The sequence below is a fragment of the Bradyrhizobium sp. LeoB3 genome (assembly GCF_055456055.1).
The window spans coordinates 39,850-56,067 of record NZ_JBVBEF010000035.1 but is presented as its reverse complement, the minus strand read 5'-3'; the positions used below and the strand labels follow the sequence as shown (position 1 = coordinate 56,067).

Genomic DNA, 16,218 nt, shown 5'->3' with positions numbered 1-16,218 from the left:
GCCTACCGCGGGGCCATGCGGATGGCGCCGTCGAGACGGATGGTTTCGCCGTTGAGCATTGCGTTCTCGACGATATGCACCGCGAGCGCACCATATTCGTCGGGCTCGCCGAGGCGGGCCGGATGCGGCACCTGGGCGCCGAGGCTCTTGCGCGCCTCCTCGTTCAGACCCATCAGCAGCGGCGTGAAGAAGATGCCGGGCGCGATGGTGTTGACGCGGATCTTCAGGCTGGCGAGGTCGCGCGCCGCCGGCAAGGTCAGGCCGACGATGCCGCCCTTCGAGGCGGAATAGGCGATCTGGCCGATCTGGCCTTCATAGGCTGCGACCGAGGCGGTGTTGACGACGACGCCGCGCTCTTCGCCGATCGGCTGCGCCGTGGCGAGCCGCTCCGCGAACAGGCGCAACACGTTGAAGGTGCCGATCAGGTTGACATTGATGATGCGCGTGAACTTCTCCAGCGGATAGACGCCGTCCTTGCCGACGATGCGCTGCGAGCCGCCGATACCGGCGCAGTTCATCAGCACGCGCGCGATACCGTGCGCGGCTTCCGCCTTGGCGATCGCGGCCTTCACCTGCTCCTCGCTGGTGACGTCGGCATGAAGCGCGACGCCCTTCACCTCCGCCGCGACCTTCTCGGCATTTTCCTTGTTCTGGTCGAGCACGCCGATCTTGGCGCCTTTGGCGGCCATGGCGCGCGCGGTGGCGGCTCCTAAGCCGGAGCCACCGCCGGTGATGAGAACAGCAACGTCTTTCAACTGCATGGGTAAAACCTTTCCTTGGGCGTTTCTTTCTCTAGACTTGGGACTTCCAGAACTCGAAGGTCACTCGGCTGCAGCACTTTGCTTTGAAGGGTTGAGCATGCCGCCGAAGATCAGCGCCTCCATATGCTTGATGTATTCACGGCAAACGTCGTCGGTGACCGGGCCGACGCCGGTCGCGCGCGACATCGCGTGGCGGCCGAAGAACAGGTGATCGCAGGCGCCGATCAGGCTGGTGTAGAACAGCACCGGATCGACCTCGCGAAATTCCCCGGCTCGCACGCCTTCGTCGAGCAGGCGGCGATGGAAATCCAGCAGCGGCGCGATGAAGAATTTTGACACTTCGTCGGCGGCCTCCGGGCTGCTCTCGTGCAGGAGATAATGGATCAGCCGGTTCATATAGGGGAACTGGTGATAGGCGCGGATGATGCCAGCGATGTGCAGCCGCAGCTTGGCGGTCGGCGCGATCGGCTGCGCGACCAGATATTCGAGCTGCGACATCTCGGTTGCGGCATCGCGCGCGAGCAGCGCCAGCAATAGCCCGTCCTTGTTCCCGAAATGATATTTCACCAGCGCGGCGTTGACGCCGGACTTCTGGGCAATGTCGGACAGCGACACGTCGATCGAAGCGCGCTCGATCATCAATTCGCTCGCGGCGACCAATAGCTTTTCCGCCGTGGCGTTTCTGCCCGTCGGAAGGCGCGTTGGTATACTGGTATTTAGCTGTGCTGCCATCTTCCCTGCCGGAACGTCCGCCGGGCAGATAACCCGATGCCGCGCCCGACCTCAAGAGTTAATTGATTGATTGACTAAATCCGTAGCCGCCCTTTTAATCCCGCCATCTTTGAAACGCCCATCCAGAACACTTAAGGGAGACTAAGCATGGCCGAGGCCTATATCGTCGCCGCTGCTCGCACCGCCGGCGGCCGCAAGGGGGGACGTCTTGCCGGCTGGCATCCGGCCGACCTGGCCGCGACCGTTCTGGACGCGCTGGTCGAACGTTCCGGCGCCGATCCCGCCCTGGTCGAGGACGTGATCATGGGCTGCGTGATGCAGGCCGGCGAGCAATCCAACAACATCGCGCGCAACGCGGTGATGGCCTCCAAGCTGCCGGAAAGCGTGCCCGGCACCTCGATCGACCGGCAATGCGGTTCCTCGCAGCAGGCGCTGCATTTCGCGGCGCAGGCCGTGATGTCCGGCTCGATGGACATCGTGATCGCCGCCGGTGTGGAATCGATGACACGGGTGCCGATGGGCCTTGCCTCGTCGCTGCCGCAGAAGAACGGTTTCGGCTACTACAAGAGCCCGAACATCGAGAAGCGCTATCCCAACATCATGTTCAGCCAGTTCACCGGCGCGGAGATGATGGCGGAGAAATACGGCCTCTCCAAAGACGAGCTGGATGAGTATTCCTATAACAGCCACCAGCGCGCGATTGCGGCAACCCAGGCCGGCCACTTCAAGGACGAGATCGTGCCGGTGCAGATCACCCGCGCCGACGGCACCACCGATACCCATCACATCGACGAAGGCATCCGCTTCGATGCCAGCCGCGAGGGCATCAAGGGCGTCAAGCTGATCGCCGAGAACGGCAAGCTGACGGCGGCGAGCTCGAGCCAGATCTGCGACGGCGCCTCCGGCGTGCTCGTCGTCAACGAAAAGGGGCTGAAGCAGCTCGGCGTCAAGCCGATGGCGCGCATCCACCACATGAGCATGCTGGGCCATGACCCGGTGATCATGCTTGAGGCGCCGCTGCCCGCGACCGAACGCGCGCTGAAGAAGGCCGGCATGACAATCGACGACATCGACCTGTTCGAGGTCAACGAAGCCTTCGCCTCGGTGCCGACAGCGTGGCTGAAAACCACCGGCGCCGATCCCGCAAGGCTCAACGTCAATGGCGGCGCGATCGCGCTCGGCCATCCGCTCGGCGGCTCCGGCACCAAGTTGATGACGACGCTCATCAATGCGCTCAAGCAGCGCAACAAGCGCTACGGCCTGCAGACCATGTGCGAAGGCGGCGGCATGGCGAATGTGACGATCGTGGAGCGGCTGTAAGCCGCTTCCGTTTGGTCGCAATAGCAACCACGCAAAAGGTGTCGTCCCGGGCTTGACCCGGGGCTCATAACCACAGGGTTTCGTGGTTATGCCCGGCTGGGGCTCCAGCCCAACTTTAAAACCACGATCAGTGGTTATGGGTCCCCGCTTTCGCGGGGACGACAGAAACGATCCCCAAGGAAAAGTTCGTGACCCACCCCTCGATCCACGCTCGCACGCATCCGGACAAGATCGCCTATCAGATGGCTGCTACCAGCAAGGCGATCGCCTATCGCGAGCTCGACGAACTCTCGAACCAGGGCGCGCATCTGTTCCGTTCGCTCGGACTGAAGGCCGGCGACCACATCGCCTTTCTGATGGAGAACCGGCTAGCCTTCATGGAGATCTGCTGGGCGGCGCAGCGCGCGGGCCTCTACTACACCGCGATCAGCCGCTACCTGAAGCAGGACGAGATCGCCTACATCATCAAGGACTGCGGCGCAAAGGTCTTCATCACCTCGCCGAAATGCGCCGAGCAGGTGAAGGGCCTCATCAAGGGCGAGCCGGGCGAACCATTGTGGTTCATGCTGGACGAGCCGCTGCCGGGCTTCCGCTCCTTCGACAAAGAAGCGATCGTGCAGCCGACCACACCGATTGCAGACGAAATCGCCGGCTACGACATGCTCTATTCCTCCGGCACCACCGGCCGGCCCAAGGGCATCAAGAAGCAGTTCGAGGGTAACCCGATCGACACCCCGAACCCGTTCCTGCGGGTGCTGTGCGCCGACATGTGCGGCATGAACGCTGACACCGTCTATCTGTCGCCGGCGCCGCTCTATCACGCCGCTCCCCTGCGCTTCAACATGATGGCGATCGTGCTCGGCGGCACCTCTGTTATCATGGAATCCTTCGACGCCGAGGAATTCCTGAAGCTGGTCGAAAAGCACAAGGTGACGCAGTCGCAGCTCGTGCCGACCATGTTCGTGCGCATGCTGAAGCTGCCGGACGAGGTGCGCATGCGCTACGACGTCTCCTCGCTGAAGGGCGCGATCCATGCCGCCGCGCCCTGCCCGGTCGACGTCAAGGCCAAGATGATCGAGTGGTGGGGGCCGATCCTGATCGAATATTACGCAGGCTCCGAGGGCAACGGCGTCACGGTGTCAACCTCGCAGCAATGGCTGGAGCACCGCGGCACAGTCGGCCGTGCTGTGGTCGGCAAGGTGAAGATCCTCGACGAGAACGACGAGGAATTGCCGCCGGGCGAGATCGGCACGGTCTATTTCGCCGATGCGCCAGCATTCGCCTATCACAACGATCCCGAGAAGACGAAGCGCGCCTATAACGCCAAGGGCTGGTCGACGCTCGGCGACGTCGGCTATCTGGACAAGGAAGGCTTCCTCTATCTCACCGACCGCAAGAGCTACATGATCATCTCCGGCGGCGTGAACATCTATCCGCAGGAGACCGAGGATGTGCTGATCACGCATCCTGCGGTTTCCGACGTTGCGGTGTTCGGCGTGCCTAACGATGAGATGGGCGAGGAGGTCAAGGCCGTGGTGCAGCCGCACGACATGGCTGCGGCCGGCAAGGAGCTGGAGGCCGAACTGATCGCCTTCTGCAAATCGCGGCTGTCTGCAATCAAATGCCCGCGCTCGATCGATTTCGAAGCCGAGCTGCCGCGCACGCCGACCGGCAAGCTGGTCAAGCGCCATCTCCGCGACCGCTATTGGCCGAAGCCGGCGAAGGCGTAAGAGTGTAGTTGTAGTGTTGTCGTAGGGTGGGCAAAGCGCAGCGTGCCCACCTTTCTTGCACCGAATGTGGATGGTGGGCACGCTTTGCTTTGCCCACCCTACGGCAGTCCAGGCTTGTCCTGGGCATCCACGTCTTTACAGTCGCGCACATGACAAGACGTGGATGGAAACGCCATGAGCACTCTCCCCGACGTTCCGCTCCCATCAGGCATACGCTCCCGCTATGTCGATGATATCAACGGCCTGCGCATGCATGTGCTCGAGGCCGGTTTCGAAACCAAAGGCCGGCCCTGTCTCCTGCTGCTGCACGGCTTTCCTGAACTGGCTTTTTCCTGGCGCAAGGTGATGCCTGTTCTGGCGGAGGCCGGCTATCACGTGATCGCGCCGGACCAGCGCGGCTACGGCCGCACCACCGGCTGGGATGGCGACTATGACGGCGATCTCGCCTCGTTCCGCCTGACCAATCTGGTGCGCGATTCGTTGGGGCTGGTGTCGGCGTTCGGCTACAAAAGCGTCGATGCCGTGATCGGGCATGATTTCGGCTCATCGGTCGCGGCGTGGTGCGCGCTGATCCGGCCGGACGTGTTCCGGGCGGTGACGATGATGAGTGCGCCATTCGGCGGCCCGCCGTCGCTGCCGTTCAACATCGCGGATGCGCCGGCGAAGCCGGCTGTGGAGGACCCGGTGCATCGTGAGCTCGCGGCATTGCCGCGGCCGCGCAAGAATTACCAATGGTATTACTCGACCCGCGAGGCCAATCCCGACATGCACCGCGCGCCGCAGGGCGTGCATGACTTCCTGCGCGCCTACTACCACCACAAGAGTGCGGACTGGAAAGACAACAAGCCCTATCCGCTAGCGTCCTGGTCCGCGGGCGAGCTGGCGAAACTGCCGACCTATTACATCATGGACCTTGCCGAAGGCATGGCCGCCACTGTGGCGAAGGAGATGCCGTCAGCCGCGGAGATCGCTGCCAACCGATGGCTGCCAGATAGCGAGCTTGCATTCTATAGCGCCGAGTACGAACGCAACGGCTTCCAGGGGGGACTGCAGTGGTATCGCTGCGGCACCTCCGGCGCGTTTGTCCCGGAGCTGCAGACATGGTCGGGCCGCGCCATCGACGTGCCGTCCTGCTTCATCTCCGGCCGGCAGGACTGGGGCACCTACCAGCGGCCCGGCGTGTTCGAGGCGATGCAGTCGAAGGCCTGCAGCAACATGATTGGCTGCCATCTGGTCGATGGCGCCGGCCATTGGGTGCAGCAGGAGCGGCCGGCGGAGGTCAGCCGGCTGCTGCTCGCATTTCTGCGCAACGCGCACGGCGGAAGGTGATTGACGCGGTAGCCAAGGCCGCCTAATTTAGAATAATTCTAAATTGAGTGAGAAGGCGGCTCCGTGAAGAACTTTGCCGATCTGACCGAGCGCGAAGTGCTGGCGGTCGCGATCGCCTCCGAGGAGGAGGACAGCCGCATCTACATGACCTTCGCGGAGGATCTCGCCGAACGCTATCCAGATACCGCAAGGGTCTTCGAGCAGATGGCTGAGGAGGAACGCGGCCACCGGCACCGGCTGCTCGAACTCTACGAGCAGCGTTTCGGCCCGCATCTGCCGCCGATCCGCCGCGAGGACGTAAAGGGCTTTCTGCGCCGCCGCCCGATCTGGCTGACCAAGAACCTGCCGCTCGACACCATCCGGAAGGAAGTCGAGACGATGGAGCTTGAGGCCGAGCGCTTCTATGCCAAGGCCGCCGAACAGGCCCAGGATGTCGGCGTGCGCCGCCTGCTCGGCGATCTCGCCGAAGAAGAGCGACACCACGAGAACCTCGCCGTCCGGCTCACTGACGATATCCTGAAGCCCGACGTGCGCGCCGAGGAAGACCGGACGCGGCGGCGCATGTTCGTCTTGCAATATGTGCAGCCCGGGCTCGCCGGACTGATGGATGGCTCGGTCTCGACCTTGGCGCCGCTGTTCGCCGCCGCCTTCGCCACCCACCAGAACTGGCAGACCTTCCTGGTCGGCCTCGCCGCCTCGATCGGCGCCGGCATCAGCATGGGATTTGCCGAGGCGCTATCCGACGATGGCTCGCTGACCGGGCGCGGCTCGCCGTGGCTGCGCGGCATCACCTGCGGATTGATGACGACGCTCGGCGGCCTCGGCCACACCCTGCCCTATCTCGTTCCCGATGCCTGGCCCAACGCGTTCTGGATTGCGACTGCAATCGCCAGCATCATCGTGTTCTTCGAATTATGGGCGATCGCCTTCATCCGCTCGCGCTACATGGATACGCCGTTCCTGCAGGCGGTATTCCAGATCGTGCTCGGCGGCGCCATCGTGCTCGGTGTCGGCATTTTGATCGGCGCAGCCTAGCAACTCCTGTCAAGCATCGGTGCTGTCAGATCGGCGATGATCGCGCGTCGCGATGATGTGTGACGCCTCACGCTTGCGAGCCTCAGGCAAAGCAATCATCATCCCTGCCGGACAAGTCATCACATTGGGAGTCTGCCTTGGCTAAATCGCAATGGAGTTTCAAGACTGCGGTCGAGATATCGGCGGCGCTCGCCGCAAAGCAGGTGTCCGCGGTCGAACTGACGCAGGATGCGATCGGCCGGATCGAGCGTCACGATGCGAAGATCAATGCGGTCTGCGTGCGCGATTTCGATCGCGCGCTGGCAGCAGCGCGCGCCGCCGATGCCGCCCTTGTCCGCGGCGAACAAAAGCCATTGCTCGGCATCCCCGTCACGGTGAAGGAATCCTACAACATCGCCGGCCTGCCGACGACCTGGGGCATTCCCGAACAGAAGAATTTCACGCCGACCGAGGACGCACTCTCGGTCGCGCGGGTCAAGGATGCCGGCGCGGTGATCCTCGGCAAGACCAACGTGCCGCTCGCCCTCGGCGACTGGCAGAGCTACAACGACATCTACGGCACCACCAACAACCCTTACGACCTCGGCCGCACCCCGGGCGGCTCGTCCGGCGGATCGTCGGCCGCGCTCGCCGCAGGTTACGGCCCGCTCTCGCTCGGCTCCGACATCGGCGGCTCATTGCGCGTACCGGCATTTCATTGCGGCGTCTACGCGCACAAGCCGACCTACGCGCTGGTGCCGCCGCGCGGCCACACGCCCCCTCCCCTGCCGCCGCTGCCATTCAATCGCGATCTCTCGGTGATCGGCCCGATGGCGCGTAGCGCGGCCGATCTGACGTTGTTGCTCGATGCGATCGCTGGCCCCGATCCGCTCGACTCCAGCGCCTACCGGCTCGAACTGCCGGCTCCGCGACATGCCGCGCTGAAAGACTTCCGCGTGCTGCTGATCGATACTGACCCGGTGATGCCAACGGATTCGGTGGTACGCGGCTCGATCGAAAAGCTCGCCGCCAACCTCGCCAAGGCAGGCGTCAAGGTCGAGCGCCAGAGCAAGCTGTTGCCAGACTTCGCCGCATCGAGCCGGCTCTATATGCGGATACTGATGTCGTTCCTCGCCGCTTCTTTCGCGCCCGACCTCTATGAGGGGGCCAAGCAGGCCGCCGCGGCTCTACCGGAGAGCGATACCAGCCTCGCCGCCGAACGGCTGCGCGGCATCGCGCTCAATCATCGCGACTGGGTGATGGCCGACGGCGGCCGCACCCGGCTCCGCGCGCAATGGCGCGAACTGTTCAAGACCTTCGACGCCGTGATCTGCCCGATCATGCCGACGCCGGCCTATCCGCACGACCATTCACCCGAGCAGGAGAACCGCCGCATCATCATCGACGGCAAAGAATATGCCTATCCCGACCAGCTCGCCTGGCCCGGAATCGCGACCCTGCCCGGGCTTCCATCAACGGCGATTCCGACCGGCTTCGCGCCGGACGGATTGCCGGTCGGCGTGCAGATCGTGGGGCCCTGGCTGGAAGACCGCACGCCGCTGAAGCTGGCGGAATTGATCGAGCGCGAATTCGGCGGCTTCGTGCCGCCGAAGATGTTTGACGACTAGCGTCATTGCGAGCCAACGGGTCGCGCGTACGCGCGCCCGATGACAGGCTCCGCGAAGCAATCCATCCACGCTCGCGAATGGATGGATTGCTTCGTCGCTTCGCTCCTCGCAATGACGGGCGGAAAACTCGGTGCATGTAACGCGGTGACGTACAGCCGTCATTGCCGGGCTTGACCCGGCAATCCATCGCCAACAAGGACTTCTTTGCGGGAGATTGATGGATGCGCGGGTCAAGCCCGGGCATGACGTACAGAGAGTGCCTCAACTATCGAACATGATGACGCTGCGGAGCGTCTTGCCGGCTTTCATGTTGGCGAAGCCATCGTTGATCTCGGACAGTTTCAGCTTGGCCGAGATCCAGTCCTCCAGGTGCAATTTGCCGCGCATGTAGAACTCGACCAGCCGCGGCATGTCGACGCGGAAATGGTTGGAGCCCATCGACGAGCCCTGGATCCGGCGCTCGCGCAGGAAATCGAAGCCGTGCAGTTCGATCTTCTGGCCGTACGGGATCATGCCGACGATGGTCGCGGTGCCGCCGGCTGCGAGCATGCCGAAGGCCTGCTCGGCGGTCTCCTTGCGGCCCAGCACCTCGAAAGAATGATGCACGCCGCCGCCGGTGAGCTCACGCACCTGCTGCACCACATCGCCATTCCTGGGATCGATGATGTCGGTGGCGCCGAGCTTGGTCGCGAGCTGCAGCTTCGCCGGGTTGGTGTCGATCGCGATGATGCGCCCCGCGCCCGCGATCTCGGCGCCGTTGATCGCGGCCATGCCGACGCCGCCGCAGCCGATCACTGCCACCGTCTCTCCGGCCTGCACTCTCGCGGTGTTCACGACAGCACCATAGCCGGTGATGACGCCGCAGCCGATGAGGGCTGCGAGCTCGAGCGGCATGTCCTTGCGGATCTTCACGATCGCATTCTCGTGCACCAGCATCTGCTCGGCAAAGGACGACAGATTGAGGAACTGGTTCAATTTCTCCGGCCTGTTCCATTGCAGGCGATTGGAAGCGCCCGGCAGCATCTTCACGGTGGTATCGGTGCAGAGCACGGTACGGCCGGTGGTGCAGTTGTCGCACGTGCCGCAGAACACCGAGAGGCAGGTCACGACATGATCGCCCGGCTTCACATAGTTCACGTCGGAGCCGACCTTCTCCACCACGCCGGCGGATTCATGGCCGAGCACGGCAGGCAGCGGATGCGGATAGAGTCCCTCCATGAAGTGCAGATCGGAATGACAGAGACCGGCGACGGAAGTGCGGATCAAGACTTCGCGCGGTCCGGGATTTGGCAGGCTGACGTCCTCGATCACGAGCGGCTTGTTGACTTCGTACAGGACGGCGGCCTTCATCGGTGTTTCCCCTCTGTTGTTTTACTATGACGCGCTCTCTTCACCTCTCCCGTAGGGAGAGGTCGGAGCGCGCCAGCGATCCGGGTGAGGGGTTACGCTCCATCGATAGACCTGAACCCCTCACCCGGGACCGCATCTTCGATGCGCTCCCGACCTCTCCCTTTGGGAGAGGTGCAGAGACAGCCTACGCCGCGAGAAGCAATTCGCCAACCTCGGCCATGCCGACGGCACGCTCGCCGAGCAGGTGATCGGTGATGGCGCGCGATGCGGTATTTTCCGTTAGCCGGAACGGATCGTGGATCGCCACGCGATGATCAATCACCAGGCGCGATAGCAACAGGCGCCGTGCATCGCCGCGCATCTCATGGATGCGCCCGCCTTCCCAGGCGAGAGTCACCGCGCTTGCCACGTGGTAAAGCAGGCTGGTCGCACGACGTGCTTCCGCTTCGTTGTCGATGCGGCCGGCAACCTCGCGTGCAAAGCCGATGGCGCGGTCGGTGAGTTCATGCAGACGGCTGCGCCAGGCCCGCGGCACATTGGCGCTGTCATCGAGCCGCGCGTGGAGATCCGCGGCAAGTGCCGCGTCGGCGCCATGGCGGCCGACGGCGCGCTTCAAGGCATCGATCGCGACGATGTTGCCGGTGCCTTCCCAGATCGAGCCGAGATGCGCGTCGCGCAACAGCCGCGCGGTGGCGAATTCCTCGATGTAGCCGATGCCGCCGCGCATCTCCATCGCATCGCCACAGACTTTTCGCGCATCGCGGGTGGCGCGGAATTTCAAGGTCGGCGTCAGGATGCGGAGCAGCGCCGCGGCGTCCTGGCTGCCGGCCTCGGCGCGGTCGAGCGCATCGGCGGTCAGGAAGCTCATCGACAGCGCCTGCTCGGTTGCGAGCATGATCTTCATCAGTTGCCGCCGCGCCAGCGGCAGGTCGATGATGCGGCTGCCGAACACGACGCGGCCCTTCGCCACCGTCATCGCATCATGATACGCGCGTCGCATCAGCGCCGTCGACTTGACGCCATTGGATAGCCGCGACGAGTTGACCATCTCGGCCATCTGCACGAAGCCGCGATCGAGCTTGCCGACCGCATAGGCGATCGCACCTTCAAGCTTGATCTCGCCCGACGCCATCGAGCGCGTGCCGAGCTTGTCCTTCAGCCGCACGATCCGGTAGCGGTTCTGCGAGCCGTCATCGAGGAAGTGCGGCATCAGGAACAACCCGACGCCACGCGTGCCGGGGCCAGCGCCTTCCGGCCGCGCCAGCAGCATCACGACCTTGGCGTCCGCATTCGAGCAGAACCATTTCTCGCCATAGAGGCGCCAGTGATCGCCCTCCTGCACCGCAGTCGTCGTCAGCGTGCCGACGTCGGAGCCGCCTTCCTTCTCGGTCATGAACTGACCGCCTTGGGTCAGCTTTTCCATGTCGGTCTGGGTCAGGCCATCCAGGTATTTTGCTTTCAGCGCCTCGCTGCCGAAATTCGCCAGCAGCTTCGCGCAGCCGTCGGTGACGTTGATCGGACAGCCCATGCCAAATTCGGTCTGGTTGAACAGGAACGTGAAGGCGTGTTTTGCCACCACAGGATATTTATCCGGCCAGCCCAAAATGCCCTTGCGGATCGACATCGCGTGAATACCGAACTCGCCGAACGCGGCCTTCTCCAATTCGCGATAGGCCGGGTGATATTCGATCCACTGCACGTCGCGACCGAACTTGTCGCGCTGGTGCAGCACCGGCACATGGCGGTCGGCAAGCCGCGCGCATTCATCGAGCGGGCCGCCGGCGAGCGCGCCGAGCCGATCGAGATGCGGCTCGATATGACGAAACAGCGCATCCGGCAGGTGCAGTCGCAGCAGGTCCTGAAGCGCCGGATCAGCCTGGTAGAAATTCATGCCCGAGGTGTCGGGCGCGAGCAGGCCCGGCTGGTTGGCCATATCGGCGTTTGGACGTTGTTTCAGCGGCTGCATTGAAATCTCTGGTTCGTTTCCTCATCTGTTGGAGGAGACTATCGCACATCGAATGCCGGGATGTCGCCCCGCCAAGCAAAATCTTCTCCGGCAGTTCAAGGAAAGCTCATGGAAACCCCAAAATACAAGACCGCCCTGATCGTCGGTGTCGGCGAAGGCCTGAGCGCTTCGCTGGCGCGGCTATTTTCGTGCGAAGGAATTCGCGTGGCGCTGGCGGCACGGCAGATCGAAAAGCTCGGCGCACTCTGCACCGAGACCGGCGCGCGGGCCTTTACCTGCAACGCAACGGACGCCGACGAAGTCGAACGTCTGTTCGGCCTGGTCGAGCGCGAGATCGGAACGCCCGACCTCGTGGTCTATAACGCAAGCGCGCGGGCGCGTGGCCCGCTGGTCGACCTCGTGCCGGCCGATGTCGCCAACGCGATTGCAGTCTCGGCCTTCGGCGGCTTCCTGGTGGCGCAGCAGGCCGCAAAGCGCATGCTGCCGAACAAGCATGGCGCGATCCTGTTCACGGGCGCTTCGGCCAGCGTCAAAGGGTATGCGCAATCATCGTCGTTCGCGATGGGCAAGTTCGCGCTGCGCGGCTTGGCGCAGAGCATGGCGCGCGAACTGTCGCCGCAGGGCATCCATGTCGCGCATTTTGTCATCGACGGCGGCATCCGCAGCAAGACGCGCCCTGATCCGGAAGGTCATCCGGATTCGATGCTCGATCCCGACGCGATTGCTCTCAGCTACTGGAACGTGCTGCAGCAACCGCGCAGCGCCTGGAGCTGGGAAGTGGAGCTGCGCCCCTGGGTGGAGAAGTTCTAAGGCTTGCGCTGAACTCTCGTCTCCTTCCCCCTGAAAGGGGGAAGGCGGGATGGGGGTCACGCCACGGGCACAGGTGTCTGTGGAGAGCGATGATTCCCACCCGGTTTGCGCTCACGCGCAACCCGACCTCCCCTTTTCAAGGGGAGGTGACGTAAAGAAAAAAGCCCGGTTCTGGGGCGGCCAGAACCGGGCCAGTGATCAAACCGCAAGCGAGGAGAAAGCGGCCTTGTCGGCAGCAGCGAGCCGCCAACTGGCACATGGGATATCCTGCGGTTCGATAGCGATGTGTTTCGCGAAGCGCACCAGCTTCCAGTCGCCCGGGCTGTTGGCGAAGGTGTAACCGCCTTTTTTTGCCAGCCCGATCATGGCGTCATTGGAACGCAAGGTGTCGCCGAACAGCCGTGCAGCGCCGAGCGCGGCGGCACGGCATTCGAGATTCTTCAACAGCGCCCGGCCAATGCCCTGGCCCTGCCAGCGGTCGTCGATCGAGACGCCGAACTCGATGCTAGCATCCTCGGCGTGGAAGGCATAACGCGCTTCGCCGACGATGACTTCAAAGCCGTCGACCGTCACGGTGGCGACGACGCTGAACTGCTCGCGCTCGCCGACATGGACAAAGTTTTCCAGCACGTTCTTCGGCAGCTCGCGCATGGCGCCGAAGAAACGGTTGTAGCGGGAGCGGGTCGAGAGCGAGCGGAAGTAATTCTGCAGTTCCTCCGCATCGCGCGGCTCGACGAAACGCACGGTGATCTTGTCGCCGCCGCGCGAACGCAGCACGTCCGAATACCGTTTGAGATCGTCGAGACGCAGGCTGGTCATGACACGCTCTCCGGAAAAAATGAGCCGGCGTCCCTCCACGGAGGCGACGCCGGCATTGGCGTCACCTCATGCCCGCCAGAAGGGTTTCTCGGCTTCATAAGCGACATCGCTCCAGGACTTGCCGATGTCGTGGAGATCGCGCTCCGACCATCGGGCCAGTTCGCGGCGCATCTCGTAGCGCTGACGCCAGACGTGAAGGGTCTCGCTCAATTGGATCAAAGCCTGTGCGAACAGGCCCTGTCCATGATGATTTATCATCGATTCATGGGTGCAAGTGGACATGCTCAGCTCCTATAGCTAATCTGTTGTCCGGAATATCTGCGCTGTTGTGGCCTTGCACAAACGACACTTTGTGCCGCTTCACATGACATAAACTCATGAATCAGAAGGGTGCGGGAGATGACCGCCAGGCTGCCTTCGCTGAACGGGTTGCGGGCCTTCGAGGCCGCAGCGCGGCACCTGAGCTTCACCCAGGCCGCCGCCGAGCTGAACGTGACACAGACCGCGATCAGCCATCAGATCAAGCGGCTCGAGCAGGAGCTCGGCGTCCGGCTGTTCGTGCGGCAGAACCGAGCGCTGACGCTGACGCCAAAGGCGGCCGAATATCTTCCAGGGGTGCGCGCCGCCTTCAATGACCTGAAGCTTGCCACCGACCGGCTGCTGCGGCGCGAGGACGATCACGTGCTGACGGTCTCGACGCTGGCCTCGCTCGCCGCAAAATGGCTGCTGCCGCGCCTTTCCACGTTCCAGGAGGCGCATCCCGGCATTGACGTCCGCATCACCACCTCGACCAGCCTGGTGGATTTCCAGCGCGACAATGTCGACGCCGCGATCCGCTACGGCCGCGGCCAGTGGCAGGGATTGCGCGCCGACTGGCTGATGGCGGACGAGCTGTTTCCGGTCTGCAGCCCGTCCCTGCTTAAAGGTGAGAAGCCGCTGAAATGTCCTGAAGACCTCCGCGGCCACGTGCTCTTGCACACCAGCAACGCCAACAGTGACGACTGGCGGCTGTGGCTGACGGCGGCCGGGCTGCCGGCCGACCTCTCGAAGCAGCCGGGCATCACCTTCGACCTGATCTTCATGACCATCCAGGCGGCGATCGACGGCATCGGCGTCGCCATGGGCCGGACATCTTATGTGCAGGACGACATCGCCAAGGGGCGGCTGGTGGTCCCCTTCAAGATCACGCTCCCCGCCGATGCCGGCTTCTACCTGGTCTCGCCGCACGCGCGCGCTGATTCGCCGAAGCTCGCGGCATTCCGGCAGTGGATGGTGGCCTCGGCCCAAGGCAAGGCCTGAGCACCTGAAAAACCTGCAGATTTCCGGGTGACCGACGCGTTTGCGGGTTGGTCGCGCCGCATAGCTGTGCCAAATTGCCGCGCAGACGAGGCTTTTCGTCGCAGCACGGGGAGAAAACGCGCATGGCGCCAACGAGCACGGCAGAGATACCGCAGATCAAATCGCGCATCGGCGCCATCCTGCGCGCGACCAGCGGTAATTTCCTCGAGCAGTTCGATTTCTTCCTGTTCGGCTTCTATGCGAGCGCGATCGGCAAGGCGTTCTTCCCGTCCGACAACGAGACCGCCTCGCTGCTCAACACGTTCGGCGTGTTCTGGCTCGGCGCGCTGATGCGCCCGGTCGGCGCGATCGTGCTGGGGGCCTATATCGACCGCATCGGACGCCGCAAGGGCTTGATCGTCACGCTCGCGATCATGGCTGTGGGCACAGTGGTGATCGCGATCTGCCCGACCTATGCGACGATCGGCATTGCCGCGCCGGTCATCGTGCTGATCGGCCGCTTGCTGCAGGGCTTTTCCGCGGGCGTCGAGCTCGGCGGCGTCTCGGTCTATCTGTCGGAGATCGCTACTCCCGGCAACCGCGGCTTCTACACCTCATTCCAGTCGGCGAGCCAGCAGGTTGCGATCTTCGTCGCCGCGATCGTCGGCTATGTCCTGAGCGAGATAATCCCGCCGGCGACGGTGGCAGCCTGGGGCTGGCGCATTCCGTTCTTCATCGGCTGCCTGATCATCCCCTTCATCTTCGTGCTGCGGCGGACGCTGGAGGAAACGCCGGCATTCCTCGCCATGAAGCGGCATCCGACCGCATCCGAGGTGTTCGCGTCGGCGCTCGCGAACTGGCGCATCGTGATCCTCGGCATGATGATCGCGATCCTGACCACCACGACCTTCTATTTCGTCACCGTCTACACGCCGACCTTCGGCAAGAACGTGCTGAAACTGTCGACGCAGGACGCGCTGCTGGTCACGCTGCTGGTGGCGGTGACCAACTTCATCTGGAACCCGGTCGGCGGCGCGGTCTCCGATCGGCTCGGCCGCAAGCCGGTGCTGCTGACGATCGCCGGGCTTTCCTTGGTAACCGCCTATCCGGCGCTGTACTGGCTGGTGGCCGCGCCCAGCTTCGGCAAGATGCTGGCGGTCGAGATGATGTTCTCGTTCTATTTCGGCGTCTACAGCGGCACCATGCTCGGCTGCCTGGTCGAGATCGTGCCGTCACATGTGCGTACCACCTGCTTCTCGCTGGCTTTTGCACTGGCGGCGGCGCTGTTCGGCACCTTTACGCCGTTTGCCTCGACCTGGCTGATCGACCACACCGGCGACAAGGCTTCGCCGGGCTTCTGGCTGATGTTCGCGGCAGCGCTCGGCATCATCGCGACCTTGACGGTCTATCGCCGCGGCGAGAAAGTCGAGACGCGCGAAGCGGTCGCCGCCTGATGGTGCCGGCCTCGTAGGGTGGGCAAA

The 16,218-nt window shown here is 63.6% G+C and carries 14 protein-coding genes; 8 read left to right on the top strand and 6 right to left on the bottom strand.

Going from position 1 to position 16,218, the window contains the following annotated elements; translation table 11 throughout:
- Positions 1-2: 2 nt before the first annotated feature.
- Entirely contained in the window at positions 3-761 is a 759-nt protein-coding gene (locus tag ACZXDY_RS22370) for an SDR family NAD(P)-dependent oxidoreductase (protein WP_028166789.1), read from the bottom strand.
- 60 nt (positions 762-821) lie between these two features.
- On the bottom strand, positions 822-1,493 hold the full coding sequence (locus ACZXDY_RS22365; RefSeq protein WP_464346979.1) for a TetR family transcriptional regulator: 672 nt from the start codon (positions 1,491-1,493) through the stop codon (positions 822-824).
- A gap of 147 nt (positions 1,494-1,640) precedes the next feature.
- On the opposite strand from ACZXDY_RS22365, the gene ACZXDY_RS22360 reads away from it, so the two are divergent.
- The 5 genes from ACZXDY_RS22360 to ACZXDY_RS22340 all read left to right on the top strand — a co-directional run bounded on the left by ACZXDY_RS22360 (position 1,641) and on the right by ACZXDY_RS22340 (position 8,514).
- Entirely contained in the window at positions 1,641-2,813 is a 1,173-nt protein-coding gene (locus tag ACZXDY_RS22360; RefSeq protein WP_464346978.1) for an acetyl-CoA C-acetyltransferase, read from the top strand.
- Positions 2,814-3,001: 188 nt separating this feature from the next.
- On the top strand, positions 3,002-4,543 hold the full coding sequence (locus tag ACZXDY_RS22355; protein ID WP_464346977.1) for an acyl-CoA synthetase: 1,542 nt from the start codon (positions 3,002-3,004) through the stop codon (positions 4,541-4,543).
- Positions 4,544-4,717: 174 nt separating this feature from the next.
- Positions 4,718-5,872, top strand: a complete 1,155-nt coding sequence (locus ACZXDY_RS22350) for an alpha/beta fold hydrolase (protein WP_464346976.1) — start codon at positions 4,718-4,720, stop codon at positions 5,870-5,872.
- A gap of 63 nt (positions 5,873-5,935) precedes the next feature.
- Positions 5,936-6,907, top strand: a complete 972-nt coding sequence (gene mbfA, locus ACZXDY_RS22345; protein ID WP_028169025.1) for an iron exporter MbfA — start codon at positions 5,936-5,938, stop codon at positions 6,905-6,907.
- Between the two features lie 137 nt (positions 6,908-7,044).
- The gene (locus ACZXDY_RS22340) at positions 7,045-8,514 is read left to right on the top strand and encodes an amidase (RefSeq protein ID WP_464346975.1); all 1,470 of its coding nucleotides are present in this window, start codon (positions 7,045-7,047) and stop codon (positions 8,512-8,514) included.
- 261 nt (positions 8,515-8,775) lie between these two features.
- On the opposite strand, the gene ACZXDY_RS22335 is transcribed toward ACZXDY_RS22340, so the two are convergent.
- Positions 8,776-9,864: a Zn-dependent alcohol dehydrogenase gene (locus tag ACZXDY_RS22335; protein ID WP_028169027.1), complete on the bottom strand. Its 1,089-nt coding sequence runs from the start codon at positions 9,862-9,864 to the stop codon at positions 8,776-8,778.
- 184 nt (positions 9,865-10,048) lie between these two features.
- On the bottom strand, positions 10,049-11,830 hold the full coding sequence (locus tag ACZXDY_RS22330) for an acyl-CoA dehydrogenase family protein (protein ID WP_464346974.1): 1,782 nt from the start codon (positions 11,828-11,830) through the stop codon (positions 10,049-10,051).
- Between the two features lie 108 nt (positions 11,831-11,938).
- Here ACZXDY_RS22330 and ACZXDY_RS22325 point away from each other — a divergent pair, with 108 nt between their 5' ends.
- Positions 11,939-12,640: an SDR family NAD(P)-dependent oxidoreductase gene (locus tag ACZXDY_RS22325; RefSeq protein ID WP_464346973.1), complete on the top strand. Its 702-nt coding sequence runs from the start codon at positions 11,939-11,941 to the stop codon at positions 12,638-12,640.
- Between the two features lie 198 nt (positions 12,641-12,838).
- On the opposite strand, the gene ACZXDY_RS22320 is transcribed toward ACZXDY_RS22325, so the two are convergent.
- Positions 12,839-13,459 (bottom strand): N-acetyltransferase family protein, encoded by a 621-nt coding sequence (locus ACZXDY_RS22320; protein ID WP_464346972.1) that lies wholly within the window; start codon positions 13,457-13,459, stop codon positions 12,839-12,841.
- A 66-nt stretch (positions 13,460-13,525) separates the two neighbouring features.
- Positions 13,526-13,741, bottom strand: coding sequence for a DUF1127 domain-containing protein (locus tag ACZXDY_RS22315; protein ID WP_464346971.1), 216 nt, complete (start codon positions 13,739-13,741; stop codon positions 13,526-13,528).
- Between the two features lie 117 nt (positions 13,742-13,858).
- Between ACZXDY_RS22315 and ACZXDY_RS22310 the strand changes: the two genes are divergently transcribed.
- Together ACZXDY_RS22310 and tcuC are read left to right on the top strand one after the other, a co-directional pair.
- A complete protein-coding gene (locus ACZXDY_RS22310; RefSeq protein WP_464346970.1) occupies positions 13,859-14,758 on the top strand; it encodes a transcriptional regulator GcvA in 900 nt (299 codons plus the stop codon).
- Positions 14,759-14,880: 122 nt separating this feature from the next.
- Positions 14,881-16,191 carry a tricarballylate/proton symporter TcuC gene (tcuC, locus tag ACZXDY_RS22305; protein ID WP_464346969.1) on the top strand — a complete coding sequence of 437 codons (1,311 nt, stop codon included), beginning with the start codon at positions 14,881-14,883 and terminating at the stop codon, positions 16,189-16,191.
- The last annotated feature ends 27 nt before the right edge of the window (positions 16,192-16,218 follow it).

Excerpts from the sequence above, each read along its gene's own strand:
- ACZXDY_RS22370 (WP_028166789.1), bottom strand. The coding sequence starts at position 761 with ATGCAGTTGAAAGACGTTGCTGTTCTCATCACCGGCGGTGGCTCCGGC.
- ACZXDY_RS22365 (WP_464346979.1), bottom strand. The coding sequence starts at position 1,493 with ATGGCAGCACAGCTAAATACCAGTATACCAACGCGCCTTCCGACGGGC.
- ACZXDY_RS22360 (WP_464346978.1), top strand. The coding sequence starts at position 1,641 with ATGGCCGAGGCCTATATCGTCGCCGCTGCTCGCACCGCCGGCGGCCGC.
- ACZXDY_RS22350 (WP_464346976.1), top strand. The coding sequence starts at position 4,718 with ATGAGCACTCTCCCCGACGTTCCGCTCCCATCAGGCATACGCTCCCGC.
- ACZXDY_RS22335 (WP_028169027.1), bottom strand. The coding sequence starts at position 9,864 with ATGAAGGCCGCCGTCCTGTACGAAGTCAACAAGCCGCTCGTGATCGAG.
- ACZXDY_RS22330 (WP_464346974.1), bottom strand. The coding sequence starts at position 11,830 with ATGCAGCCGCTGAAACAACGTCCAAACGCCGATATGGCCAACCAGCCG.
- ACZXDY_RS22325 (WP_464346973.1), top strand. The coding sequence starts at position 11,939 with ATGGAAACCCCAAAATACAAGACCGCCCTGATCGTCGGTGTCGGCGAA.
- ACZXDY_RS22320 (WP_464346972.1), bottom strand. The coding sequence starts at position 13,459 with ATGACCAGCCTGCGTCTCGACGATCTCAAACGGTATTCGGACGTGCTG.
- ACZXDY_RS22315 (WP_464346971.1), bottom strand. The coding sequence starts at position 13,741 with ATGTCCACTTGCACCCATGAATCGATGATAAATCATCATGGACAGGGC.
- ACZXDY_RS22310 (WP_464346970.1), top strand. The coding sequence starts at position 13,859 with ATGACCGCCAGGCTGCCTTCGCTGAACGGGTTGCGGGCCTTCGAGGCC.
- tcuC (WP_464346969.1), top strand. The coding sequence starts at position 14,881 with ATGGCGCCAACGAGCACGGCAGAGATACCGCAGATCAAATCGCGCATC.